22 protein-coding genes and 1 pseudogene are annotated in these 25,378 nt (G+C 40.6%); 10 read left to right on the top strand and 13 right to left on the bottom strand.

From position 1 onward, the window contains the following. Positions 1-276: 276 nt before the first annotated feature. The 3 genes from ACTB1O_RS07515 to ACTB1O_RS07505 all read right to left on the bottom strand — a co-directional run bounded on the left by ACTB1O_RS07515 (position 277) and on the right by ACTB1O_RS07505 (position 3,066). On the bottom strand, positions 277-1,059 hold the full coding sequence (locus ACTB1O_RS07515; protein WP_462994519.1) for a CBS domain-containing protein: 783 nt from the start codon (positions 1,057-1,059) through the stop codon (positions 277-279). A gap of 310 nt (positions 1,060-1,369) precedes the next feature. Next, positions 1,370-2,230, bottom strand: coding sequence for a CBS domain-containing protein (locus ACTB1O_RS07510; protein ID WP_462994518.1), 861 nt, complete (start codon positions 2,228-2,230; stop codon positions 1,370-1,372). 242 nt (positions 2,231-2,472) lie between these two features. Beyond that, positions 2,473-3,066 (bottom strand): CBS domain-containing protein, encoded by a 594-nt coding sequence (locus ACTB1O_RS07505; protein ID WP_462994517.1) that lies wholly within the window; start codon positions 3,064-3,066, stop codon positions 2,473-2,475. Positions 3,067-3,326: 260 nt separating this feature from the next. Here ACTB1O_RS07505 and ACTB1O_RS07500 point away from each other — a divergent pair, with 260 nt between their 5' ends. From ACTB1O_RS07500 to ACTB1O_RS07485, 4 genes and pseudogenes are all read left to right on the top strand, one after another. Continuing rightward, positions 3,327-3,968 carry an Era-like GTP-binding protein gene (locus ACTB1O_RS07500; RefSeq protein ID WP_462994516.1) on the top strand — a complete coding sequence of 214 codons (642 nt, stop codon included), beginning with the start codon at positions 3,327-3,329 and terminating at the stop codon, positions 3,966-3,968. Positions 3,969-3,974: 6 nt separating this feature from the next. Further along, positions 3,975-4,352 carry a DUF2073 domain-containing protein gene (locus ACTB1O_RS07495; protein ID WP_462994515.1) on the top strand — a complete coding sequence of 126 codons (378 nt, stop codon included), beginning with the start codon at positions 3,975-3,977 and terminating at the stop codon, positions 4,350-4,352. A gap of 9 nt (positions 4,353-4,361) precedes the next feature. Continuing rightward, positions 4,362-4,751 (top strand): Zn-ribbon domain-containing protein, encoded by a 390-nt coding sequence (locus tag ACTB1O_RS07490; RefSeq protein WP_462994514.1) that lies wholly within the window; start codon positions 4,362-4,364, stop codon positions 4,749-4,751. Between the two features lie 314 nt (positions 4,752-5,065). Further along, positions 5,066-5,155, top strand: a pseudogene (locus tag ACTB1O_RS07485) (OapC/ArvC family zinc-ribbon domain-containing protein); the annotation flags it as partial. A gap of 80 nt (positions 5,156-5,235) precedes the next feature. On the opposite strand, the gene ACTB1O_RS07480 reads toward ACTB1O_RS07485, so the two are convergent. The 6 genes from ACTB1O_RS07480 to ACTB1O_RS07455 form a co-directional block, all read right to left on the bottom strand. Next, positions 5,236-7,404, bottom strand: coding sequence for a PKD domain-containing protein (locus ACTB1O_RS07480; RefSeq protein ID WP_462994513.1), 2,169 nt, complete (start codon positions 7,402-7,404; stop codon positions 5,236-5,238). 308 nt (positions 7,405-7,712) lie between these two features. Then, on the bottom strand, positions 7,713-9,419 hold the full coding sequence (locus tag ACTB1O_RS07475) for a PKD domain-containing protein (RefSeq protein ID WP_462994512.1): 1,707 nt from the start codon (positions 9,417-9,419) through the stop codon (positions 7,713-7,715). A gap of 21 nt (positions 9,420-9,440) precedes the next feature. Continuing rightward, positions 9,441-10,307, bottom strand: coding sequence for a hypothetical protein (locus tag ACTB1O_RS07470; protein ID WP_462994511.1), 867 nt, complete (start codon positions 10,305-10,307; stop codon positions 9,441-9,443). A gap of 250 nt (positions 10,308-10,557) precedes the next feature. Continuing rightward, positions 10,558-14,454, bottom strand: coding sequence for a PKD domain-containing protein (locus ACTB1O_RS07465; RefSeq protein ID WP_462994510.1), 3,897 nt, complete (start codon positions 14,452-14,454; stop codon positions 10,558-10,560). Between the two features lie 2 nt (positions 14,455-14,456). Further along, entirely contained in the window at positions 14,457-15,401 is a 945-nt protein-coding gene (locus ACTB1O_RS07460; RefSeq protein ID WP_462994509.1) for a type IV pilin N-terminal domain-containing protein, read from the bottom strand. Positions 15,402-15,410: 9 nt separating this feature from the next. Beyond that, on the bottom strand, positions 15,411-16,370 hold the full coding sequence (locus tag ACTB1O_RS07455) for a hypothetical protein (RefSeq protein ID WP_462994508.1): 960 nt from the start codon (positions 16,368-16,370) through the stop codon (positions 15,411-15,413). Positions 16,371-16,508: 138 nt separating this feature from the next. Here ACTB1O_RS07455 and lysS point away from each other — a divergent pair, with 138 nt between their 5' ends. The 3 genes from lysS to uppS all read left to right on the top strand — a co-directional run bounded on the left by lysS (position 16,509) and on the right by uppS (position 19,783). Next, a complete protein-coding gene (gene lysS, locus ACTB1O_RS07450; protein WP_462994507.1) occupies positions 16,509-17,906 on the top strand; it encodes a lysine--tRNA ligase in 1,398 nt (465 codons plus the stop codon). A gap of 132 nt (positions 17,907-18,038) precedes the next feature. Continuing rightward, on the top strand, positions 18,039-19,010 hold the full coding sequence (locus tag ACTB1O_RS07445) for a radical SAM protein (protein ID WP_462994506.1): 972 nt from the start codon (positions 18,039-18,041) through the stop codon (positions 19,008-19,010). Beyond that, entirely contained in the window at positions 19,010-19,783 is a 774-nt protein-coding gene (uppS, locus tag ACTB1O_RS07440; RefSeq protein WP_462994520.1) for a polyprenyl diphosphate synthase, read from the top strand. Before ACTB1O_RS07445 ends, uppS begins: the two co-directional genes overlap by 1 nt. Here uppS and ACTB1O_RS07435 read toward each other — a convergent pair. Beyond that, positions 19,771-20,364 carry an undecaprenyl diphosphate synthase family protein gene (locus tag ACTB1O_RS07435; RefSeq protein WP_462994505.1) on the bottom strand — a complete coding sequence of 198 codons (594 nt, stop codon included), beginning with the start codon at positions 20,362-20,364 and terminating at the stop codon, positions 19,771-19,773. The two genes, uppS and ACTB1O_RS07435, sit on opposite strands and share 13 nt — an antisense overlap. Positions 20,365-20,494: 130 nt before the next feature. Here ACTB1O_RS07435 and dph5 point away from each other — a divergent pair, with 130 nt between their 5' ends. Genes dph5 through ACTB1O_RS07420 form a run of 3 tightly spaced genes read left to right on the top strand, consistent with a single transcriptional unit; the run spans position 20,495 to position 22,925 of the window. Next, positions 20,495-21,247 carry a diphthine synthase gene (gene dph5 / locus ACTB1O_RS07430; RefSeq protein ID WP_462994504.1) on the top strand — a complete coding sequence of 251 codons (753 nt, stop codon included), beginning with the start codon at positions 20,495-20,497 and terminating at the stop codon, positions 21,245-21,247. Next, positions 21,244-21,816 (top strand): DUF357 domain-containing protein, encoded by a 573-nt coding sequence (locus tag ACTB1O_RS07425; protein ID WP_462994503.1) that lies wholly within the window; start codon positions 21,244-21,246, stop codon positions 21,814-21,816. The genes dph5 and ACTB1O_RS07425 overlap by 4 nt, the downstream gene beginning before the upstream one ends. A gap of 59 nt (positions 21,817-21,875) precedes the next feature. Continuing rightward, positions 21,876-22,925, top strand: coding sequence for a flippase-like domain-containing protein (locus tag ACTB1O_RS07420; protein ID WP_462994502.1), 1,050 nt, complete (start codon positions 21,876-21,878; stop codon positions 22,923-22,925). Between the two features lie 417 nt (positions 22,926-23,342). Here ACTB1O_RS07420 and ACTB1O_RS07415 read toward each other — a convergent pair whose 3' ends face one another. The 3 genes from ACTB1O_RS07415 to ACTB1O_RS07405 form a co-directional block, all read right to left on the bottom strand. Continuing rightward, positions 23,343-24,200, bottom strand: coding sequence for a mechanosensitive ion channel family protein (locus tag ACTB1O_RS07415; protein WP_462994501.1), 858 nt, complete (start codon positions 24,198-24,200; stop codon positions 23,343-23,345). Continuing rightward, a complete protein-coding gene (locus ACTB1O_RS07410; RefSeq protein WP_462994500.1) occupies positions 24,200-24,904 on the bottom strand; it encodes a DUF432 domain-containing protein in 705 nt (234 codons plus the stop codon). Before ACTB1O_RS07410 ends, ACTB1O_RS07415 begins: the two co-directional genes overlap by 1 nt. Positions 24,905-24,999: 95 nt before the next feature. Then, on the bottom strand, positions 25,000-25,146 hold the full coding sequence (locus ACTB1O_RS07405; RefSeq protein ID WP_462994499.1) for a hypothetical protein: 147 nt from the start codon (positions 25,144-25,146) through the stop codon (positions 25,000-25,002). Positions 25,147-25,378 lie beyond the last annotated feature (232 nt).

The raw sequence follows: 25,378 nt of genomic DNA, 5'->3' as shown, positions 1-25,378 counted from the left end.
CAGGAATCATCCTCTATCATCTGAGTCCAGATGTCAAGCGATTCCCCAAGTTTTCTCCCCTGAAAGCCGGTATTGCCCATATTGGAGAGTAGTTTTGCAACATCACTTACCGGAGTGACAGGTTTTATTCTCTTCATTTCTTCCTCCCGAAATACTTTTTTTTAAAACTATTATAATCTGGCTTTTTTTAGATTTGAACCTGAAAGATTTCCGGCAGTATTTGCAGTAAACACAGATGAGCCGAAGGGCTGGTTTAAAAAAAGGGATTTTTAATTTTCAAAGAGCCACAAGAAGTGATTCTTTTGAGATTATTCCAGTAAGTTTCCCGTCTTTTATGACAGGAACAGAACTTATTCTCTTCTTTACAATCAGATCCTTTATCTCTTCAATACCTGCATTTATATCGACAGTAACTGCAGGGCTGGTCATAATTTCACTGACAAACATATTTCTGACCTGATACTCCTGGTGATTTCCGCCGACTGCTTCGCGGAAATTCCTCATCGATTTTGCAATATCAGTCTCAGTCACGACTCCTGAAATATTACCATTCTCCTCATCTATAACAACAAATTTGGTAATATTGTCGTCCATCATTTTTCTGCGAAGGTGGACAACACGATCGCCGGGATGAATTGTGTGAGGAATCTGCATGAGTTTTTCAGCAGTGCCTTCAGGTAGCACAAAAGACAGAAGGTCTGTTGCATCAACCTTTCCAAGGAGCCTGTGTTCTTCATCAAGAACCACCACAACTTTGTATTCCTGAAGAAGCGGTATAAGTATTTCCGCATCCTGATCAGGATAGGCCGACGTAAAGTCCTCATCGAGTTTGTTTGCCACATGAATCTGAGTCGGAGAAATTCCAGATGTCTTTTTGCTCCCCAGAATATCTGCAATTGCTTTTCTGGATATTGTGCCGGCAACTCCGCCGTTGTTTGTTACAACAAGCGGATCGACACCTAAATCAAGCATTTTATCAAGAGCTTCAGTAATTACTGCAGACTTTGCAATAGTTACAGGTTTTGACATAACATCTTTTATCAATAATTTTTCAACCATTTTATTACACCTCTGAAAGGGTTATTTGAAATTTTTCTGGTAGTTATTATTCTCTGTCTTTTCTCCGTCCTACCACTCATGGCGCAGGAAACCTGCAAAAAACATTCATGAAACGAATGTTTCAGACGCTGTTTCATATAAATCACAAAGTGATTTTCATTTAATTTAGGTTAAGCACCTTTTAGGATCATCTGAACTTTCACAGATTCCTTTATTGTGGATGCGCCAGGCGGATGAATTATATGATCACAATATAAATTTGATTTTTCTCTCCCGGATATCCTTAATTTATTCTTTAATTATTTCTGTGCTACTCTTCAGAAAGCGCCTTTACCAGATCAAATTCTGTGATAATACCGACAAGACGGGTATTTTCAATTACAGGAAAGGCACCAACACCTTTTCCCACCATCTCAGCGGCAACCCGGCTTATGCTTTCTTCAGGCGTTGTTGTATAGAGGTCTCCGTTTATTAATTTTCTTACAGGAACAGACATAACATCAGATACGTCTCCTGTCACCATTTCTCTGAAAACCTCTCCGTCGCCCACATATTTCATTATATCCATTGCTGTTACAATACCAAAGATAACATCCCCGCTTATCACAGGAAGACGTCTGACCTTCTTTGTCACCATCTCTTTTGTTACACCAGATATATTGGAATCAGGAGTTGTCACATGAAGGGAACGTGTCATGATATCTGATACACTGAGATAATTTGGAATCTTACAGAATACTTTTAGAATATCCCTTTCAGTTACAATTCCTTTAAGGATACCATCGTCATTTACAATTGGTATCCCGCCGCATTTTTTTTCAACTATTGTCTTTGCAACATCTGATATTCTGGCACTCTCTTTTAGTGTCAGAAGTTTTGTGCTCATAATCTCACGGACACTGTCATTTAAGGCCGTTATCATGTTTCCTTTGTGCTTCTCAGATACAAGATTGAATTTCTCACCGCCTCCCATGAAATTTACAATGTCACCTGCAGTCACAATTCCAATAATCTTGTTTGTTCCGGAATCAGTTACCGGAAGCCTTCGAAAACCCATTTGGGTCATCTTTTCAACAGCACCCAGAATGCTCATCGTCGGGGGAACCGAGATCACATCACGGGTTGCTATACTCATTAATTCCAGATTGTGGTTTTTCACTTCCTTCTGCATGAAATCATTTCCTATTGAAAAAACCGAATAGAATTTATCTAAAAAAATTTCGGTTTCTATTGTATCATTTCCTTATTGGTACAATTTATCATCAGAAATTTTTTAGAAAAGATTTTTCATCTTCACATGAAATTTCTGTATTACACTTTTTTTAATTCAATACAAATCAGGTTCTGCCGGAAATTACCGGAAAAACGTGATTTCATATTACCCTTCTGATATTCAGGGCCGGATTAGAATTTCTAATCATTGTCGTCATTTTGCATACATCCGGGACACACGAGTCTTCCGTCAGCAGATGTCAGGTCATCAGACATTTTTCCGCAGACATCACAAACACCTGTCATTGAATCATCATAATCATGATTTACCTTGATAAGATCAGACATTATTTCATTCAGCTCATTTGAGACAGAGAGGATGTCACGAACAGTAACAAGACCAACAACTTTGTTTTTTTCAACAACAGGGAGTCTTCTTACTTTATTTGAAACCATCATATGAGTTGCCTCACCAACTGTCTTATCAGAGTCAATTGTTATCAGAGGAGTACTCATAATCTCACTTACATATACTTCAGACGGTTTTTTGTTAACTGCAACGACTTTACAGGTAAGATCTTCCTCTGTGACTATGCCTTTAGGCACATTATTCTGTAAAACAATACAACTACCCACATCATTTAAGCACATCTTCTCCGCTGCTTTCCATACGGTTGCTTCAGCACTGATGGTTACAGGGTTGTACTTCATGACCTCCTTTATGGGAACGTCAATCTGAAAGCGGCTTGTGTCAATTCTGTTTTCACTCACATGATCACCTCCGTCTTCTGCCATATCCTACAGCAGATTTTCGCCTCTCAAAGCATAAGAGAGGGCTACAATTTACCCTATGATCCTGTCAGTATAAAAGGGTAATGACAATTTCTTTTCATAAAAAAACCTGAATAAATGGAGCAAAGCAAAAATTCAAAAATGCCGGTTTACAGCAGGACTTAATAGAAATCTTATTTACTAAAAGGAAACATGATATTATTCTATACTGTACATAATGTAATTACATTGATGGGTTTTAACAATAAACAGGAGATTGATATATGAGTTTTCTTATAAAGACCAGGAAAAAAATTTCAAAACTATATCGCGGGATTTTTAAAAAGAAGCAGATGAGAATAGGTATATACGGACCTCCTAATGCAGGAAAAACCACTCTTTCAAACAGGATTGTAAGAGACTGGACAGGGGATGCTGTAGGGCCTGTCAGTGAAATTCCACATGAGACACGCCGTGCACGCCGCAAAGAGGGCGTTGTAATATCAGACGAGAAGGGAAATTCTGTAACAATTGACGTTGTTGATACCCCCGGTGTCACCACAAAAATTGACTATAAGGAATTTTTAGAATACGGAATTGAACAGGATGAGGCTGTTGTCAGGGCACGTGAAGCAACAGAAGGCGTTGCAGAGGCGATGCACTGGTTAAGGGAAGATATTGACGGCGTCATTTACATGCTTGATTCAACCCAGGATCCCTTCATCCAGGTAAATATTATGCTTGTCGGAATCATCGAAAGCCGTGATCTTCCTGTAATTATAATAGCCAATAAAAATGATCTCCCTGATGCAGCCCCCGGAAGGATCAAAAGTGCATTCCCACAGCATCCTGTGATTTCAATATCAGGTCTTGAAGGCAACAACGTGGAAGAGCTTTACGAAAAAATGATCGAGTACTTTGGGTGATTTAAAATGATTCAGGGTGTACAAATTGATCTTATCTCATCAGAACGTCTCGAAAACTTAACAACACTCGAAAAAATCAGACTTATTTTAGACGAGGTTATGGAAGGAAATGTTGTTGTGCTTGAAAAGGGCCTGACTCCTGATGAACAGAGCCTGCTTGTCGAAACCACAATGCATGAAATAACCCCGGACGGATTTGCAGGAATTGAGATGGAGACTTACTCCGCAGGCGCTTCCGAACACCATAAGGGCGGACTTTTCGGAGGGCTTTTCGGAAAGAAAGAGAGCTCCACAGGACGTATGACAGTCATAGGGCCTGCAAATCAGATGAAGACATTAAAGAAAGACAAAGACCTCATCAGCACATGGGTCTCTTCAAGGTGAGTATAACGGATGCCGCATAAGTGTACACAGTGTGGAAGGGAGTTTAAGGAAGGCTCAACAGATATATTAAAAGGCTGTCCAAGCTGCGGCGGCAAAAAATTTCTGTATGTCAGAAAGGATGATATTCACAAAGATGTTCTGGAAGAGAAGTCCATCGACAAAATTGCTGAAGAGACAAAAGAAGAAATTATCGAGATAAAGCCCGAAAAAAAAGGAAAAACCGAGATTTACGACAGAATAGAGAGCATCAGGGTTGTAAGTCCGGGCTCCTATGAACTCAATATCGAAAAACTCGCAGAGGGTGATGAGATGATAATGCAGATGGGTTCTGACGATAAATATATTGTGGATATTCTTTCGATGGCGAAACCAAAGAAAGAGAAAAAGAAGAAGAAATAATTTCTTCTTTATATCTCCTTATATCTTTTCTCCTTAACTTTTTTAGACGGATTTTATGATTTAATATGATTTCCGTCACCTAAATACAATATCCTGAAGATGAATCTCCTTTAGACTGGTCTTTTAATTACTTTCAGATGAGTAAAACCGCTTACAAATTATTCTGCACAGGGTTGCAGCAAAGAGAAATCTTGCATCGGCAAAAAATTTCCGGATATCATAAAAGATAATATTCACAAAGAAGTTTTGAAAATAAATCCATTGAAATTATTGCTGAAAATACATAAGATCAGAGCACCAGTAAACCTAGGTTCTATGAACTCAATATCGAAAAACTCGCAGAGGGAAACGGGATGATAATGCAGATGGGTTCTGGCGGTAAATATATTGTTGATATTCTTTAAATGGCAAAAATAAAAAAAAAGATGAGAAGAAAGGGAAAAAGTAATTTTTGCAATAAAAAAATTCTTTTAAAAATATTTTTTTAATTTCTGACGCGGACATATCTGTCTTTGCTTTCAATGTCACTTCCATAAGCATTTGAAACAGTAAGAGACACAGTATATCGCCCCCTGACAGTGTAAACATGCACAGGATTCTGTAATGTGGATGTACCGCCGTCACCGAAATCCCAAAGCCAGGAAGTAGGAGTTTCAGTTGAGCTATCAGTGAATGTGACACTCAAAGGTTTGCTGCCATCCAGAGGAGTGCCGCTAAAGGCTGCAACAGGCGGGACAGGGGAACTCACAGTAACCATATTCTCAACTGTTTTAACGGAATATCCTCCGGCACTGCTTACAGTAAGTGTAACATCATAAATTCCTCCGCTGCCATAGATATGAACAGGATTCTGTGATGTGGATGTGTACCCGTCGCCAAAGTTCCAGAGCCAGGAGTCGGGAGAGCCTGTTGAAAGATCTGTGAATGTGACACTCAGAGGCAAAACTCCTGAGACAGGTGAGGCAGAGAAGTCTGCAACAGGGGCAGGAGGCGGAGTACATGTACTATAAATCGTACGAATCTGATCGTCTGTAAGTGCTGTTGTAAACAGCATCACTTCGTCCATCACTCCTTTATACCGGAAAGTATAGGTTCCATACTGCTGCATTCCAATTGTCAGAGCATTATTATTTGTCGCAAATGATGAAGGCAGAGATGATGTAAGTGTTGCGGCATATTCTCCGTCGATATAAAGTTTTGCCGTCCCTGCACCAGTATCTGCCACAAATGCAACATGCTGCCATTTTCCATACTCATAGTCAAAGGCATTAGTAGTGTAATCCAGAAGTCCTCCGGAGTATGTTTCAAATGCGAATTCGGATGTGCTTCCAAGCCGGCTTATAAAGAATTCATAATTATCAACATCATTCTCACCTTTGTCAATAAGGGATGTATAATTAGGAATATAGGGTGCCAGCGGAGGTTTGGGCATCAGCCACGCGGCATATGTAATGTAATTCGGGGCATCCAGTGTATTTGAGTCAGGAACTGACACATAGGTACTTGTTCCGTCAAAGTCGAGTGCACTGTTGCACGCACCTGTCGGACGTGAATAAGACCCGCTGATTATTCCGTCGTTGTTGTTTCCGGATGAATCAAGAACAGTTGTTCCGGAGGCTTCATCAAATTTCCACCAGGCAGCAGGCTGTGGCAAATCTGTTACTGTGATATAACCGGTCTTAACCTCTGTATCATTGCCATACCCGTTCAACACCATGAGGGTGACGTTATATGTCCCGCCTGAATTATAAATATGGACAGGATTCTGTGATGACGATGTACCGCCGTCACCAAAGTCCCAGGACCATAAGGTCGAATTGCCGGTGGAAAGATCAGTAAAGTTCACTGTCAGAGGTGCAATGCCTGAGGTAACATTGGCAGTAAAGTCTGCAACAGGGGCCGTCCCGACAGTGATATATGCAGTCTTATTCTCATAATCAAAACCGTATGCATTCGTTGCCCTGAGACTTACAGTATATGTTCCGGCAGACGCGTAGGAATGCACAGGATTCTGAAGAGTAGAAGTCCCGCCGTCACCGAAATTCCAAAGCCAGGATGTTGGAGTGCCTGTTGAACTATCACTAAATGTGACACTCAGAGGAGAAGCTCCCGAAAGAGGAGAGCCGCTAAAGGCTGCAACAGGAATAGATCCCGGAGTGGACGTAGGAGTAGGAGTTGATGTAGAAGTTCCGGTTCCGGTAGGTCCAGCTGTAACTACGGCCTGACCACTGCCTGCTATCAGGCTTTCCTGACCACCAATTGTGGAGATTATCTGAATTTGTTTATAATCACTTTTATCTCCTATTTCCAGCGATTCACCCAGATCCCAGGAATCCCAACCCACTTCCGGGATCCCATCCTGACCAAAAGAAGAAATATCATCTGCATGATAATCCACCCCGTCAACACGGACAAAAAATTCTCCTCTTTTAAGCGAGTCCCCGCCGGAGTGATAGAGAAAGAGATCTGTCTCATCAGTACCCGGTATCATTGACATGCTCGGAACTTCAACAGGGGTATCCAGACTTAAAATAAATACACTTACAAAGCCCAGACCAACAACAACAAGCGAAACCATCAAAATAACTCCAATAAGATCCGAAACAGCTCCGCTTTGATCAATACTATTTCCGGCAATACTTTTTCTCTTCAAATGCTCCAACCCCCCGACCGCATTAATACATTGAATGGTTAGTAAGACATGCCCCCGGCAATTCAGCAATACAGGTTAGTATATTCTAAATATTCACAGGGATTTAAATAGATTGTGTGTCCCTTTTTGCCAGGAATTATTTATCAAACAGACAGATAGCAGTGACAACAGCAATAAGCAACAGATTAGGCAGACAAACTTTGAGACGAATTTTAAAAATCATTAATGGGAAAAATTTTAAATCAGGCAGGATGGAATACCTGTAAATCAAAATATTAGAATCTGACTTTCATAAAAAAATGAATCGGTCAGAATGGATAGTCATCCGGATCGCTGATATATTCATCGAGGTTTTTGAAGACAATTACACTGCTGCCGCTTGGCACATAAAAACCATCCCTTGCAATGACGACTCCTTCAAAATTACTGCCTGTGAAAGTTACTCTTCCATTAGGTGCAAAAATCACACCCTTAACAGGAATGGACCAGAAATTGTTCAAATCTATATCCCCTTCCTTTGAAACAATAACAATATCTGTTGCATTATTTGAGCCGTAGTACCACTTTTCCGAGATTGAATAATCCGATAGAGAGAATATCCTTATTCCTTCCATAAGATCTCCGCCTGATACATATCCGTGAGAAGAATACCAGTAATCTGATTTTGGAGATGGGATTGGAATGTCTAAAAATACAGGCATTGAAAATTCGGGTACAGACGGTACATGAACACATTTGTCAAGAATATACTGGGGGTACCATCCCGGATGATTAATTGAACCGGTATAGTAGATGTATGCATCTACATCAATTGTTGGAATCCAGCCCAGTGTTAAATCACCATCCACATAAACATTATCATGAATATTTCCACCTGTCACAGAAAAATCCCCACTGACATTAACTCCACCGTAAATATGACCGCTGTTAAAATTAAGGCTGCTGTTGGTATAGAGATTTCCATAAATATTTGAATCTAAATCAACCAAACCATCCACGTAAATGTCAGTGCCATAAACTCTGCTTGCTCCGTCCAGTTCCAGATCTCCGGTGATATAGATCAATTCCGGACGAGTTGTAGAACCAAGATATTGACTGCCAGAAAGATCGACTGAGCCATTAATATAGATATTTGAAACGTAGATCTTTGCATTACTATTCAGATCGGAGGATAAGAGATCCCCGATTATGATAATTGTCGACCCTTCCCCGGTAATGCTGGCCCCGTTAAAATCCAGTTTGGTCCCATACACAAAGACACTCTCATTAACCACATAATCTGAAAATCCAAAGATCGTTATGTTCCTTGTGGTTGAGTTACAGCCACCTTCATTGCATGAGGTCAGTTTGATCTCATATGTTCCTGCACTGCTATATCTGTGCGTGGGATCTCTTTCAGTAGAATTAGTGTAATCACCAAAGTCCCATGACCATAAAGTAGGACTGCCGGTTGAAAGATCGGTAAATGAAAACATTTGGAAAAAATATCCAGAAGCAGGATTTATTGTAAAGTCTGCAACTGGTGCAAGGGGTCCGGGCTGACGGTTTATAGCCTGAATAACCGACGGGCTTTCAGAACCGGTATAAACAATCAGAACCTCTGTATCCTCTGTAAGCAGTATCGAGCTTTCAAGCCGGTCTCCGATTGAAAATGTCACCCAGTCATCACCCTCAGGTGTTTTAAAATTGTCAGTCCGATCGACGCCGTCGATCATTATCCGGGACGTCTGCCTGTATAGAGGATCTCCCCCGTCATGTATAAGAACAACATTTGCTTCACGCTTTGCGAGTTCAGCACTGAGTGAAGGGATCTCTGAAGGAGAAGGATCAGAGAGGACAGAAACGGCAATAAATCCAATCCCAACGGCGATGATGCTAGTTAACAGGAGAGCGGCAATGAGCTCGGATACTGCATGATCATGATTAGTAACGGATAAAACTCCCCCCTGACTGTGATCTTCTCTACATCCATCTTCATGCTTTCCTGTTTTTGGTCTCGCAATAATTTTGGACATGATAACACCAGACCTTTTATTTCAGCTATAAGCAGCTGCAACTGACTGCAATGAGACAGTATAATTCACGTAATAATAATCAATTTCATCCAGACTATCTATTGTAATTGTTTTATCAGCAGGCGGATCAACAGTAGCTCCAAGTTCTTTCAGAATATTCCACCAGGCCTTTGCAGCCGAATTATCCCTCAGTGTCAGTTCTATTACTGGTTCATCTGAAACAGTAAATTTCTCTGATTTATCAATCAATACAGTATCAATACGAACCGGGCCCTCGCCGCTGATTGAATTTGTACCTGATTGTGCTCTCTCAATATTTGTAATATAAATTTTTGCCTTGTCAACAGCCGGATAAAAATAGATGAGAGGAGACACCCGGTTTACTGTCCCGTCACTCTGCTTAAGGAATACACCACCCACCTGGTAATAGTATGTCTGTGATATCCAGTACGTATTCGAGGCTTCATATTGAACACTCATTATCTCCTCATCCACAACAGTACCTTCAGTATTATCTGTTATTTTAATCCATTCGGATTTATTATCAAGCAGAATCGTCCCTGATGATCCAAACGGCCGCATAAATACCATAAACATACCCTGACTGTGTGTAGCTCCCCCCTGAGAGCCCAGCACCATTGAATTTGAGATCGTTATGTCCTTCGGACCAAGACCTGAATCACTATCATAATTGATCCACAGTGAATCCGCGGTTATTTTAAATTGTGTAAACCAGTTCTGGATCTCATCCATTTGCTCGATCTCCTGCTGCCGACCCTCCGCAGGAACAGCATAAATCACCCAGATTGAGATAAAAATCATGATTAAAGCAAGGATCATAATAAACCCAATCACTTCCGAAAGACCTTCATCACTCTTTTTGTCCAAAATCATCCCAAACCCGACCTGTTGTTGTAATAATCTTTAAACTTTTTATTCTTTTGGTCGCCTGTATGATACAAAAAGAGATCTTTCTCATCAGTATCCGGTATCATTGACAGATCCGGGACTTCAACAGAGGGTGTCCGAGCTAACCAATACTACACTGACAATGGCAAAGACAAAGACAAAGAAAGATAAAAAGAAGAAGAGATAAATTTTATATCCTTCTTTATTGTTATTTTTTTTACTTTTTTTATTAGACACTTATTGATTTGCTAATGCTGCTGCTCAATGAATCTCTGTAAACAGTAAGTGTCGCTGTATACGTACTTCCTTTAGAATAACTATGCTGAGGAGGATTCTGAAGAGTAGATGTCCCTCCATCACCAAAGTTCCAGAGCCAGGATGTGGGTGATCCGGTAGATTCATCAGCAAATGTTACTTTTCCACTACTTCCCAGTTCTACTGAAGAGAAATCTGCAATAAGAGGAATTAAAACATCTATATAGTCTGTTTTTTCCACTGTAGACTCATCAACAAGCCACGATCCAAAGATATAGGTATAAACAGTTAACTTTACAGTATAGGACCCCGGCGATGTGTATTCATAAAATGGATTCTGCTGGGTTGATGTCCCCCCATCACCAAAGTCCCAAAGATATTCATATGAAGTAAAAGGCAACACCGATCCTGTTGAATGATCAGTGAAGGCAACTGTCAGGGGAGCTGCACCGGATGTAGGAACTCCTATAAAGCCTGCTTCCGGCAGAATTCCGGTTATTAATATATAATCACTTTTTTGTTCAGTATCAGAACCGGCTGAATTTGTCACAGTAAGTGTAACAGTGTATACCCCTGTAGATGAATAAGTGTGAGAAGGACTCTCTAAAGTGGATGTACTTCCATCACCAAAGTCCCAAAGCCATGAATTGGGGGAACCTGTTGAAAGATCAGTAAATGTTACATCCAGTGAAAAGTCGCCTGTCGTCTGATCTGCTGTAAAGTCTGCAACAGGCAACGCCTGGTTTACTGTAATATACTCTGTTTTCTGCTCCGAATCAATCCCGCCGTCACCCATCACAGTAAGGGATACATTATATGAGCCGGCGGATGTGTAGGTATGAGAAGGACTCTCTAAAGAAGATGTACCTCCGTCACCAAAGTTCCAAAGCCATGAATTTGGGGAACCTGTTGAAAGATCTGTAAATGCAACATTCAGGGGAACATTTCCAATTGTCTGATCTGCACTGAAGTCTGCAACCGGCACGGGAGGCGGAGTGCATTTGCTATAAATTGTGCTGATCTGACTGTCAGAGAGAGCTGTTGTATAGAGCATGACCTCATCCATTCTGCCTTTGAAGTTGAATGTGGCCCACTCAGGATAACCACCGGATATCATCTGCATTCCAATATAAACAGGCTCATCGTTGGGAATTAGTGAAGGTGGCAAGTTAAATGTTCCCGCACTGTTTCCATTTATATAAACCTCTCCAGTTCCGGAATCGGTATCAACAACACATGCAAAATGCTGCCAGCGATTATATTCATAGGGAACTCCATCAAGATGATAAAGGTTGTCACCATTATCTGCTTCAAATGTGAAACGACTTATGGTATCCGTTTTCTTCATGAAAAATTCATAATTGCCTGCTGCATTATTGCCCTTGTCAAGAAGGGAAACATAATCCCTGTACTCTTCTGTAATTCCTGATTTATTTACAGGCAATTCAGGATATATCCAGGCACACATCGTCACTTTATCAGATGTGTCAAGCGTACTGTCATCAGGTACGGAAACATAGGTAGTCTCACCGTCAAATTCAAGTGAACTGTTGCACGCACCTGCCGGACGGGAATATGTGCCGCTTATTACTCCGTCATTTCCGTTTCCGGAGGAATCAACAGCTGTTGTTCCGGATGCCTCATCAAACTTCCACCAGGCGGCAGGCTGCGGAAAGTCTGTAACTGTTATATAATCAGACTTATACTCATAGTCAAAACCGTTCTGGTTTGAAGCCTTAAGACTTACATTGTAAACTCCCACAGAGGAATATATATGCACAGGATTTTGTTCAGTTGAATTTGTACCGTCTCCAAAATCCCAGAACCAGTAATTTGGCACATCTGTTGATTGATCTGTAAATTCAACACTCAGAGGCGAAATTCCGGAAAGCGGAGTGGCAAAGAATTCAGCTAACGGGACCGGACCACATGTATCATCCTGAATAAAGGGTTGAATAAATTCCCTTGAAAACTGCGGGGAAGACCATTCAAGCTGCAATACAGCATGCACATACTGTTCATACATCTCAACCTTCATCGGATAATATCCCGGTACCAGATGTACAACTGTGGAGTTGACCTCCTCCGGCGGATGAACATCAAAGTTATCCATAATCAGAGAACCATCCAAAGAAACTCTTGCACCGTCATCGGATGTCAGATAAAAAGTATAGTCATCCTCTGTATCAATTACAAGAAATGCTTCATATACCACGCTGAAAAGGTCTGTTTTTCCAATTATTGGTTCAGGCCAGTTTGGAATTTCACTTACAAATCCATAATCATTGACCGCATTATCGTCTGCAAAACGAATTATCTGATTGGTAGTTTCATATAAATTTCCAGAGAAATCCATACGGTCATAATAATAGGCTCTGAAACCTGTGTTCTGGCAGGGGAGATCGGTTAAAACCTGAATATATTCTGTCTTGCTTTCAATACCCGAACCGTAGATATTTGATGCTGTGAGGTTTACTGTATACGTTCCAATGCTCTGATATACATGAACAGGATTCTGCTCGGTTGAATTAGTGCCGTCACCAAAGTCCCAGAACCATAATGTTGGTGCCCCTGTTGAGAGGTCAGTAAAGTTTACTGTGAAAGGAGCATTTCCAATCTGAACATCGGATACAAAATCCACATCAGGGTGTGAACAACTGTCGTCCCTGCAGAATGATTCAACATATCTCCTTGAAAAATCAGGAGACTCCCATTCGAGATGGAAAACAGCAAGCCCGTTATTCTCAAACATCTTTACCTTAACAGGATGATAACCGGCCGTGAGATGAATCGTTGATGAATTTGTCTGAGCCGAATGAAGACCCCAGTTGTATACAACAGGAGTGTCTGAATCATCAGTATTGTCGATCCAGAGATTTGAACCGTCATCAGATGTAAGGTAGAAGGTATAGTCAGCCTCTTTATCAATAACAAGATAACCTTCATACATTACACTGAAAAGTTCTGCACTGCCGATTATGTTTACCGGCCAGTTAGGAATATCAGTTGCAGTATTTAAATAGCTCGTGTTGGCAGCATTGTCAGCAAAAACAATCCTTTCATCACTTCTTGAAACATAAGTCCCTGCAAAGTTTATTCCATTGAAATAATAGCCGTTAAGTCCGGTATTATTACATGAAAGCGAAGGCACTACTGTGACATAATCAGTTTTTGTTTCTGTGTCATTGCCATAATCATTTGTTGCAATGAGACTCACTGTGAATGTTCCAAATGTGGTATAGTTGTGAACAGGATTTTGTTCAGTGGATATAAAGCCATCACCAAAATTCCATAACCATGATGTTGGAGAATTGATAGAGGCATCTGTGAAGTTCACAGTTAAAGGTGCGCCACCGTAAAGCGGCGTTGCAGAAAACAGAGCCTCAGGCGGATCTTCAGGTCCGGGAGTTGACGTTGGCTCAGCCGTTGGCAAACCTGAAAGTTCAGGGAATGGATCTCCTGTGATATAAATTATTGTAGGATTTTGCGGGTCCTGATAACTTAATATTCCTACATCCTGTGGTAGTTCGGATTCTTCCCATAACATCCGGAGTTCGTCACTGCTCGCAAATAATTCCCAGTCGCTTCCCTCCGGTGTTTTAAAATCGGATGTGACATCCTCACCCTCTATGTAAATCCTGGTAAATTCCCGAATCAGAGTGTCGCCGCCTTCATTTTCCAGAACAACATAAATGTCCGATCCGTCTGCCACCATATCCTGATTTATAAGAACAACAGGAGTCCTGTCAGTATTAATTCCTGAAATAAATGCAACACCTGCAATACCTATGACTGCTGCCATAACTGCAATTAAGATGACGACTCCGACAGTGTCTGACATTCCTTCTGAAATATTTCTTACACCTTTCATTACTAAGACACCAATATACCAACTACATAATATTCGCCTGAGTTTGAAAATGTCTGTCCAGTTGTAGTATTATATGCAACGATATTCAAAATAGCATTGAAACCATCAGGAGGACTAGTAGTCCAAGAATCACCTAAATTATTGAGAACATCTAAATTATTGAGATTGACACTAAAATGATCAAATCCTGATCCAAGTGATGAATTAACTGACATTGTTCCTTCTAGAACATCATCATCAAAATTATTGGGATCTACAGTATCATAATTGTAAACAACATAATTTACAACATCTGCAACAAAACCTTCTGAATTATCAACAAATACGGTAATGAGATTATCATATTGACTATTTCGATAGTAAACGGTACCGTGCCATGTAGTTTTAATGTACCCATAATAAAGATTTTCTGATGAAGAAGGACTAATTATCTCAATAGGGTTTGAATCTTCACCGAGATCATCCGGAAAAATCACAGTTATACCTTCATCACCGGTACCTGCCGATACCCCGCCGTTCTGTGAATAAACAAGCGGTGTTGATGTGATAAGAGTTCCCTCTCCTTCACCATTATATATCAGATTTATTGATTCAGGTTGATTTTCGCCATAATGATAAACAAGTGACTCTCCGGTTGACCAGACGGTGTCATCTATCACCTCAGGGTCAAAATCCAAAGTCTTATCCTCATACCCCGAGCCTGAATCAACCATAATTGAATATGTACCGGCAGTTAAACTGTCACCACCGTTATGGTAAATATAAGCATAACCTTCATCATAACCCACAAGAGTCTCAAGCTTTGGAATTGCAACTGATGAAGTCTGTGAAAAAAACATGACAGAAATTACTGAAATACCAATTATAGCAAGTGAGATCAGAAGAATGACTCCGATCAACTCGGAGGCTGCCTCCTCATCATCATAAATTTTTTTACCTGTACTCATAATATTTCCTCACGAGATTCCTGATGCAACACTCTGGAAACTAACCGAAAAATCCGCATTATAAAGATCTAATAATACATCCTTCTGACCGGTATCAAATGGTCCGTTAACTGTAATAGTTACTATATTACCAACGGTTTCAACATCACATACCAGTCCGGGACCTTCTGATATTGAATTCCCTGCCAGCATCCGTTTAATGTATCTGTCCCACATTGCAGACTCATATGAATCTGCACATGTCAGAATTATCTCCATATTTCTAATATGCTGTGTTTCATCGTATGTCTGCGGGTTTTGTTTCAGCCTCGTATCAACTTTTAACGGGCCGGAACCACTTATTATCCCGCTTCCGTTTATCTTCACAGGAGTTATCTGAACAGCAGTTTCACCACTGACATTATATATTGAGATCAATGGATCAACACGGATTGTAATCCCGCTTTCCTGTCTCAGAAACACACCACCCATCTGATAATAATACTCCTGATTGACCCAGTAATTATTATCCGAGATATAATTTAGTGAACCCAGATTCCCGGAGTACTCTTCCACTCCTTCTACCGAGATAGTAATACTACCATGAGTTTCATCAACCTCCATTTCACCCGCAGACGGAATTGGAGTGAAAAAAGGCATAAGTGTATTCTGGCCGGAATAAGATCCCCCTCCGCTTCCAAGATTAAATGAAGTTCCTAAACAAACACCATATACAGAATACTGATTTTGGACATTACTAAGACCTGCATTATTATTGTAACTTACCGAATTTATCCACAGGGAATCCAGGGATATTTTATAGTCCACAAATCGGTCTTTAATACCATTCATATGCTGAATCTCATCCTCACGACCCTTATTTGGCACTTCATAAACAACATATACCGACATTGCTATAGTCAGCAGACCAAGTATGAGGATAAAACCAACAACATCTGAAAGTCCTTCTTCCCGACCAATAGATCTCATAATTCCAGTATCACCGTTATATTTTTTTGAAGCAAAACCACAACCTCATTATTTTTTTATATAAATAAACCCGAATTTTAAAAAAATCTGATCAAATACACATATTGTTAATCTTAAACTGACAAATATATAAGCAACATGCAAAAGTCAGTTGCAAATACAAATGAGAAAGTCCACTGGGCAGATGTCTGTGCTGCCGAGGTGCCACAGGACATCCCGCACAGAATAGCGACCGGAATCACCCCGTCAGGCCCGATTCATCTGGGCAATATGAGAGAGGTCGTCACAGGCGATCTCGTATATAAGGCAATGAAAGAGAGAGGACTTGATGTTGAGTTAATATACAACGCTGATGATTTTGATCCTTTAAGAAAAGTCTATCCTTTCCTTCCGGAAAGCTATGAGCAGTATATCGGACTTCCGATATGCGATATCCCATGCCCCTGCGGAAAACACAAGAGCTATGCGGAACATTTTCTTGAGCCGTTTTTGCAGGCACTTGAGGAACTGGACGTAAAGCCGACAGTTCTGCGTTCAAGCGACCTGTACAGGGCAGGCAAATTTACAGAAGAGATAAAAACCGTTCTTGAAAATGCTGCTGAGATTAAGGAGATCCTTGAACGGGTCTCAAGAAGAAAGCTACCTGACAGCTGGGTTCCATTCTACCCGATATGCAAAAAATGCAAAAAGATCAGCAATGCCGAAATTTTGGGCCATGATCCCGAAAAACACCTTGTAACATACAGGTGTGACTGCGGTTACGAGGGAGAGTGCGACTACTCAAAAGGTGAGGGAAAACTGGTATGGCGTGTGGACTGGCCCATGCGGTGGGCAAATCTCAACGTAACAGTAGAACCCTTTGGTAAGGATCATGCCGCAGCTGGCGGATCATTTGATACAGGAAAAGAGATTGTTGAGAAAATATTCAAAGGACAGGCTCCGTATCCGGTTGCATATGAATGGATAAGCCTCAAGGGAAAAGGTGCAATGGCATCATCAACCGGCGTTGCAATAACAATATCCTCTATGCTTGAAATAGTCCCGCCGGATGTCTTAAGGTATCTGATTGTAAGGAGCAAACCGGAAAAGGCAATCTCATTTGATCCGGGAATGGGACTTTTAGCCCTCATTGAAGAATATGCAAAACTGGCGGAGAAAGCAGACAGCCGCGAGTATGAACTCTCAAAAATCTCAAATGTTGCAACAGACCTTCCGTTTAAGCATCTTGTAACAGTTGTCCAGATTGCAAAGGATGACGAATCCATAATAGAAATTCTCAGAAGAAGCGGATATAATGTACAAAACCGTGATGCAATCCTGAAGAGAGCACAGCGTGCGAAGATCTGGGTTGAACAGTATGCACCCGAGATGGTCAGATTCACAGTCCAGAAAGAACTCCCGCAGGAAGTCTATACATTTACAGAGGAAGAAAGATATGCTCTTGAAATTCTCGTCTCAAAGATGGAAGGACTCCCTGAGTGGATTGCCGCAGATCTTCACAACGCCGTCTATAAAACAGGCGAGAGGCCGGCATAAACCCTAAATCAATCTTCACATGCATATACAAGGCAATTTTGGGACAGGAGAGAGGTCCGCGTGCAGGATGGTTTTTGGAAGCACTGGGACGTGAATTTGTAACCAGAAGAATTGTTGAAGCGGTGGGTGCCGGTGCTCAGTAAAGGATGTCAGCAGTGCCACCAGGGTGCCAAGATGGTTCTGTTCATTACAGGAAAATGCAATAAAAACTGCTGGTACTGCCCGATATCCTATGAACGAAAAGGAAATGATCAGACCTGGGTAAACGACAGACCTGTAAAGGCTCCGCAGGATATAATAGACGAGGCAAAAATGATGAGCGCTCTTGGTACAGGTGTTACAGGAGGAGAAGCGCTTTTAGAGACAGACAGAGTTGTCTACTGCTGCCGCCTCTTAAAAAAGGAGTTTGGGCAGGAGCACCACATACACCTCTATACAGGAACTGCACCCTCTGAAGAGACACTCCTGAAATTAAAAGGACTTGTTGATGAACTGAGAATGCATCCCCCGCAGGAATTGTGGAAGGACATATTATCAACAGACTACATCAAATCCGCAAAAACTGCAAAGGAGATGGGATTTGAGGTCACAATTGAAGTCCCCTCTCTTCCGGGACTTGAATATTTAATCCCGGCTCTCCCTTATCTTGACTATCTCAATATAAACGAGCTCGAATGGAGCGAAACAAATGCTGATGAGATGAGAAAGATGGGATACAGCCTCGAGGATGACTATCATAATGCTGTCCCCGGCGCTAAAGAATGGGCAGAAAAACTCATATCAGCAGATAAAAAGGTTCACTGGTGCTCATCAACATTCAAAGACTCGGTACAGTTACGTGAGAGGCTTAAAAGAATCGCCAAAAATACTGCAAGGCCGTTTGATGAGATTACAGATGACGGCACAGTAATTTACGGATACTGGATTCCTGAAGGGGATCTGCCCGAAGATCTTGAGGATGATATGTATGAATCCTTTGATGATCACATCGAACTTTCCTGGTGGCTTTTAACCGACTTTGCAGATGATTTTTCAGGTGAGAAAAAGATAATAGAGAAGTATCCAAACAATGGCATGGTTGTAGAGGTGACTCCGTTAAAGTGATTCCAAAATTTAGGGAATTAACAGACAGGGCATATGAGAGGCATCTCTTCAGGAAAATAAAATATGTTCCCCGGCATATTGCAATAATCCAGGACGGAAACAGAAGATTTGCAAAAGAAATGGGAATTGATGTATCCACAGGACACAGACTTGGTGCAAAAACAACTGAAAAAGTCCTTGACTGGGCAAAAGAAATAGGTGTGAAACATATCACCCTGTACTGTTTTTCAACTGAAAACTTCAGCCGTTCAGAATCAGAACTTCGTGAACTTTTCGAACTTTTCGCAGAAAAAGCCCTCTTAGCTGCATCTGACGAAAAGGTTCACAAAAACAGAATTAAAATTCAGATGGTCGGTGACAGAAACCTTCTGCCTTTAGATCTTCTGGAAAAGATAGAGAAAGTCGAGCAATTAACAAAAGACTACGATGCATTTACAATTAATCTTGCAATAGCATACGGTGGCAGAAACGAGATAGTATGTGCAACACGCTCGGTTCTTTCAATGATAAAAGATGGAAAAATAGCCCCCGGCGATATAAGCAATAAAACAATAGAAGAAAACCTCTACCGCGATGTGAATATCCCTCAGGTAGACCTCATAATAAGAACAGGCAACGAAAAGAGAACTTCAAACTTTTTACCCTGGCTTGCCAACGGAAATGAATCGGCTGTATACTTCTGTGCACCTTACTGGCCGATGTTTCGCAAAATGGATCTCCTGCGTGGAGTGAGATTATACGACCAGCGCTTTAGGGAAGGTCACTTTCCATAACGTCTTTTTCTTAACTGATAATCACGAAGCGCCCTTAAAAGATCTATTTTCCGGAACTCTTTCCAGTTTACATCTGAGAAGAACAATTCAGAATAAACAGACTGCCATATTAAAAAGTCAGTCAGATGACTTCCGCCTGTTTTTATAACCAGATCCGGTTCAAATTTAAAGTTAAGATAAGACTCAATTGTTTTTTCATCTACAGATTCAGGATCTATACCGTCCTCTGCCATCCTGCGTATCGCACGGATTATCTCTTCTTTTCCACTCATGCCGATTGCAACTGACACATCTGCGCCTTCACCCGAGACTTCCTCTGTGTCATCATAACAGAGAGTCAGGCGTGCGGCCTTAGAGATGTTTCTCAGGCAGTCAATGTATGGAAGAACAGATTCGACTGAATCAGTGTCAATATGAAAAATAACTCTTGAAATACCAAGATTTAAGCACCACCCGATCACCTCTTCTGGTTTCATCGGGGTACCGATGATATCATCACCGGTTATCATGAAACAAACCGAATCAGGGAGACTTTTCAGCTCCTTTTTCAGCATCTGTTCATAATAGCGATGAATCAGCATATCCCCGGTACCCCAAAGACATTCCAGTCGTTCGGATGTATGTCTGTGGTTTTACCCACAAACTAACTATTCTCTTTTTTCTCTTTGAAGATAAATACATACTATACGATTCTAAAAATTGAGGGAAATTATGCTTACATTCATAGGTCTCGGACTCTACGATGAGAAAGATATATCAATAAAAGGGCTTGATGCCATAAAAAGCGCGGATTCAGTATTCCTTGAGGGCTATACCTCACGCTTAATGGGAGCAGACGTAAAAAAGATGGAAGAATATTACGGAAAAAAAATACACATTCTCGGACGCGATGATGTTGAAAAAAATCCGGATAATATACTAACTGCTGCTTTAGAAGGGGAGGCTGTATTTCTCACAGGCGGGGACCCTATGGTCTCAACAACTCATTCCGACATCAGGATCAGGGCAAAAGAAAGAGGTATTCCAACAAAAATCATTCACGGGGCTTCAATACAGAGTGCTGTATGCGGACTTTCCGGCCTTCAGAACTACAGATTCGGAAAGTCATGCTCCATACCCTATCCTGAAAAGAACTGGTTTCCGACAACACCGCTTGACACAATCCTAAATAACATCGCCCAGGACCTTCATACCCTTGTATTCCTGGACATAAAACCAGACAGGTATATGACAGTCGGAGAAGGTGTATCTGTTATAGAGCAGATGGCAGAGAAAACAAAAAAACATGCCCCCGAAATATATGTAGGAATGGCACGTGCAGGTTCGGATAACCCTGTTGTTATTGCAGGAGGGGGAGATAAACTCAAATCTGCAGATTTCGGTAAGCCTCTTCATGTAATGGCAGTACCCGCAACCCTTCATATGATGGAAAAAGAATATCTGGAAAACTTTGCAGACTTATGAAACCGGAAATTTTCGGAGAAATGCTTGAGTCAGAACTAAAACTGACTGTAATTTTTGCAGGCAGGGATACTCCCTACTTCAGACTTTCAGAAGAGATCCTGGAGATGGCATCCGCATACAGAAAAGACGGCCTTTCTTTTATAAATTCAGGTGACATGGTAAATGCACATGCATCTTTTGCATACGGTTTTGGATGGCTCGATTTCGGAATACAATCAGGCCTTCTGAAAGGAGAACTGCCGGAGAAAAGACTCCCGTGTTTTGATGAAAATATGCAGGATAACCTCTTTTCCCATCTTTATGAGAAAACAACCAGGTACAGGAGAATGCTCACAGAAGCCCTGAATTCCGTCGCAATCGCGTCAGATAAAGAGAGTCCTCTCAATGTTTTCACCCTCCATATCCTGAAAAGCGCGGGAGACTTCCTCTCAGAGGGTGAATTGAATTTATCAGAAAAGAAATATACAAACGCCCTTGCACATTTCAGCTATGGATACGGGCTTTTGGATGCAGCTGTCCGCTCGGGGCTCCTTATAATTACAGGCAACAGGAGTCTTTTCACAGTATGAAAACCTTAAAGGGTTTATATCCGGAGGACAAACATTTTCAGATATATCCGGAGAAATAAATGGACAGAAATCAGTGGAAGTGGCTTGCACTCTCGATTACATTCAGTATCTTAGTTCTGGTCCTGGTTTTATACTTCACAGTTGACGAAAATACAATACAATATCTCAGCAAACTTCAGCCGGTTTATCTTTTGGCAGCGCTTGTTCTGCATATGGGGGCACTATGTGCATGGGGACTTCGAATAAAGTTCATGTCAAAATCACTGGGTTATAAGGTTCCTTTTTTGCACTGCCTCAATATGGTCTTTGCAAATCTGCTTGTGGCAGCTGTAACGCCCTCACAGGCCGGTGGGGAGCCTGTAAGAATACATGAGCTATACAGAGCTGAAGTCCCGATTGGAGACGCAACAGCAATAGTGATAATGGAAAGAGTCTTAGACGGGATTCTGCTTGGAATAATAGGCGGCATAGCCATGTTCATGCTGTGGATAGGTTCGGAAGAATTAGGACTTTCAATTGCACTCCCGTTGTTTTTCATGTGGGCAATGATTATGGGATTTGTGATTCTTTTTGCATATTCTGTAAAAAATCCGGCATTTCTCAAAAATCTCATTAAAAAAATATCAGGCTGGTTTACAAAACGCTGGCATGCTGAAAAAGTTGAAAAACTTACCCAGGGTATCGATTCAGAGGTTGACAACTTCAATACGGCATTAAAAAAATATGTGAGCCATTCTAAAATAGGTCTTGTCTGGGGATCAATATTTACAATAATCTACTGGTTCAGCGAATTTTTCATTGCATCCCTCATCCTTATGGGACTCGGTGAAGGTCCTCATATTGTTGAGTCATTCGTGGCACAGATAATTATTGCAATAATTATGATGATTCCACTGACACCCGGAAGTTCAGGTATTGCAGAGCTTTCTGCAACCTCTTTATACGGCCTTTTCATACCTTCATCAATAGTTGGTGTATTCGTTGTTCTGTGGCGTCTTATCCTGTATTACTTCAACATATTCCTGGGAATTTTTGGCACAGTCATTATTGTAAAAAGAGAGGTTTTGAGAAAGGCAATTAAGAATAAAATTTCATTTAAAAAGGATTGATTATCCTAAGAATTTTCATTTAACCCATTTTTTAATAATCAAATTTAGACATTTCACTTTTTGGATCTATTAAAGTATAAGCCCCTCCGGGGCAACCCAATCGCTGGTTTCTTCGAAACCTGCTTAATCATGATAGCCGGACTGGACGCTACCCATCCGGGTAGCCTCGTCCGGGAGGATTGTTTTTTTAATAATATCCTCAGAACAGAAAAACAACAGGAGCAGTGCCTGTCCATTCACCTTGTGACTGATCATGATCAGGATATAGCAAATACCTAATAACAAAAAAAACAAAAAAAGACTCTTCATCTCAATAAAAGCAATTGCAGACATTTGATGGACACAACATTTTCCCGAAATCCTCAGTACACCAAAAAAGAGCAGATGCCAATAAAAAAATTAAGTTGTCTGGTTATTCTAATCCTGCATTTCAACTGAACCGGTCCCTTCCGGAAACCAGAGAGTTCTCTGCGGGAACGGAATCTGAATGCCGTTCTCATCAAGAGCTACTTTTATATTCCATAAAAGCTCTTTTCTGACAGTCCACCACTCCGATGAGGGAGACCAGATCCTGACACTTAATAGAACTCCATTATCTCCAAGTTCGTCAACGAATATGGAAGGTGAAGGACTTTTAAGAGCAAAGGGATGATCATCTATCACATTGGAGATAATCTCTATAGCCTTTTTAGCATCATCCGCGTAGCTGATTCTGATAGAATATTTATATCTTCTTCCAACATTAACAACATAGTTCGTGATATTTGAAGTGAAAAGAGTTTCATTTGGAATTCTTGTATGAACTCCATCATATGTCTTAATAATTGTTGATAAAATCCTGACATCCTCAACAGTTCCAAAAGTATCTCCCACACCAACATTATCTCCAATCTTAACCGGCTGCTCAAAAAACAATATTGTCCCGGAAAAGAAATTTGCAATTACCGTCTGACCTGCAAGACCTATAATTATACTTAAAAATCCACCTGCAATCAGCAGTCCTGACAGGTTAATTATACCTTTAAGATGAGGGAGAGCAATAAAAAACCCTAAAAACACAATGACTAAATATACAATCTTGGAGGCTTTCTCCCGTTCATTTACAGAAATCCTGCCATATAGACTTTTTTTGATTTTTCTGGATAAGAGAGATGCAATAATAAAAGCTGTTACCAGGATTATTACAAAATATAACAAATCAATGGTATAAATAGTAAAATATTCATTTTGACCGACTGAAGTATAAAGAATGCCATTAATAGTCTCAGTTATCATCAGTAACCCCATTTCATCTTATAGAATTTTCCTACAACAGGAATATCCCTGCCATAATAGAGATCTATCGCCCGATCCGTCCCTTCAACAACAGGTGCATTAATAAGCCTTGTCTCTGCTTCACCTTTTACCATGACCTTCATTTCTGCTGACATCGTAACAGACCAGTCATTGTAAAATATTTTCATACCGTAACTATCAAATACGGCTTTTGAAACCTCAACAACCTCTCTTTCAGGATTTAATATTCTTAAGGACATTACACCCTCCTTAAAAATGTCAGTCTCCGGCATCATTTTATATAACTTGCTTTTATGCCACTTGGCAACCACTCCTGCCTTAGGAGAACCATAGATTGAGTATTTACTTTTAACCTGAGAAAAAATATCCAGTATTGATATATTCTTACCTAATTTTAAAAAAACACCTATTTCTATAGGGTATGTTACATAAAAATCATCTTCGGATTCAGGCGCCATAATAACCTTATCAAATTCAAGCTCCAAAAAGCGGGTAATATTCTTTGGAAGGTTCACCGGTTCGACAGGATTTATTATTAACTCAGCATCAGGAGATGAAAGTACTAGCTCCCGGGTATCATCCCCACAGACTCTCCTGTATATGAGCAATCCGTCTTCTTCAATTACCTCTATTGATATTGACCCTTCTTCAATAACACAGGGATAATTATACTTTCCATACATTCAATGAAGATATTAGCCCGTATACATTAAAATATATGGAGTTTTTCAGGAATAACACAAAATATTGGCTCTATTGCTATCCCCAAAATGCTCTGTTAATTTTCATTATCCATAAAGATAAGATACCTTACAGCATCAATTGAAACTTCAATAAAACAGTCCGGCCCCACTGTAGAGATTATAGCATAGCAGTAGGAAATAAGCTCAAAGAAATCTGTTTTTCTCATTTTCACTTCGTTCAAATTCCCGAAGAACTCACGTATCTCAATACAAAACAGAAAGATAAACTTAACAGTAACAAGAAAAAAACTCACAAAATAACTATTCCGAATCAAACAATTGCAGCGTTAGACGGACACGAAAATGCTCCCGCATTTTTTCATTTTCACTTCGTTCAAATTCCCGAAGAACTCACATATCACAGTAAAATATCTGACATCAGAAGAAAAAATATACTTAACAGTAACAATAAAA

The sequence above is a fragment of the Methanomicrobium sp. genome, from assembly GCF_055145805.1.
Note: the sequence above shows the minus strand (reverse complement) of the source record. Positions and strands in the feature narration are given on the sequence as shown.

Coding starts and splice junctions, on each gene's coding strand:
- ACTB1O_RS07515 (WP_462994519.1), bottom strand. CDS start 1,059: ATGGTTGAAAAATTATTGATAAAAGATGTTATGTCAAAACCTGTAACT.
- ACTB1O_RS07510 (WP_462994518.1), bottom strand. CDS start 2,230: ATGCAGAAGGAAGTGAAAAACCACAATCTGGAATTAATGAGTATAGCA.
- ACTB1O_RS07505 (WP_462994517.1), bottom strand. CDS start 3,066: ATGGCAGAAGACGGAGGTGATCATGTGAGTGAAAACAGAATTGACACA.
- ACTB1O_RS07500 (WP_462994516.1), top strand. CDS start 3,327: ATGAGTTTTCTTATAAAGACCAGGAAAAAAATTTCAAAACTATATCGC.
- ACTB1O_RS07495 (WP_462994515.1), top strand. CDS start 3,975: ATGATTCAGGGTGTACAAATTGATCTTATCTCATCAGAACGTCTCGAA.
- ACTB1O_RS07490 (WP_462994514.1), top strand. CDS start 4,362: ATGCCGCATAAGTGTACACAGTGTGGAAGGGAGTTTAAGGAAGGCTCA.
- ACTB1O_RS07475 (WP_462994512.1), bottom strand. CDS start 9,419: ATGTCCAAAATTATTGCGAGACCAAAAACAGGAAAGCATGAAGATGGA.
- ACTB1O_RS07465 (WP_462994510.1), bottom strand. CDS start 14,454: ATGAAAGGTGTAAGAAATATTTCAGAAGGAATGTCAGACACTGTCGGA.
- ACTB1O_RS07460 (WP_462994509.1), bottom strand. CDS start 15,401: ATGAGTACAGGTAAAAAAATTTATGATGATGAGGAGGCAGCCTCCGAG.
- ACTB1O_RS07455 (WP_462994508.1), bottom strand. CDS start 16,370: ATGAGATCTATTGGTCGGGAAGAAGGACTTTCAGATGTTGTTGGTTTT.
- lysS (WP_462994507.1), top strand. CDS start 16,509: ATGCAAAAGTCAGTTGCAAATACAAATGAGAAAGTCCACTGGGCAGAT.
- ACTB1O_RS07435 (WP_462994505.1), bottom strand. CDS start 20,364: ATGCTGATTCATCGCTATTATGAACAGATGCTGAAAAAGGAGCTGAAA.
- dph5 (WP_462994504.1), top strand. CDS start 20,495: ATGCTTACATTCATAGGTCTCGGACTCTACGATGAGAAAGATATATCA.
- ACTB1O_RS07425 (WP_462994503.1), top strand. CDS start 21,244: ATGAAACCGGAAATTTTCGGAGAAATGCTTGAGTCAGAACTAAAACTG.
- ACTB1O_RS07420 (WP_462994502.1), top strand. CDS start 21,876: ATGGACAGAAATCAGTGGAAGTGGCTTGCACTCTCGATTACATTCAGT.
- ACTB1O_RS07415 (WP_462994501.1), bottom strand. CDS start 24,200: ATGATAACTGAGACTATTAATGGCATTCTTTATACTTCAGTCGGTCAA.
- ACTB1O_RS07410 (WP_462994500.1), bottom strand. CDS start 24,904: ATGTATGGAAAGTATAATTATCCCTGTGTTATTGAAGAAGGGTCAATA.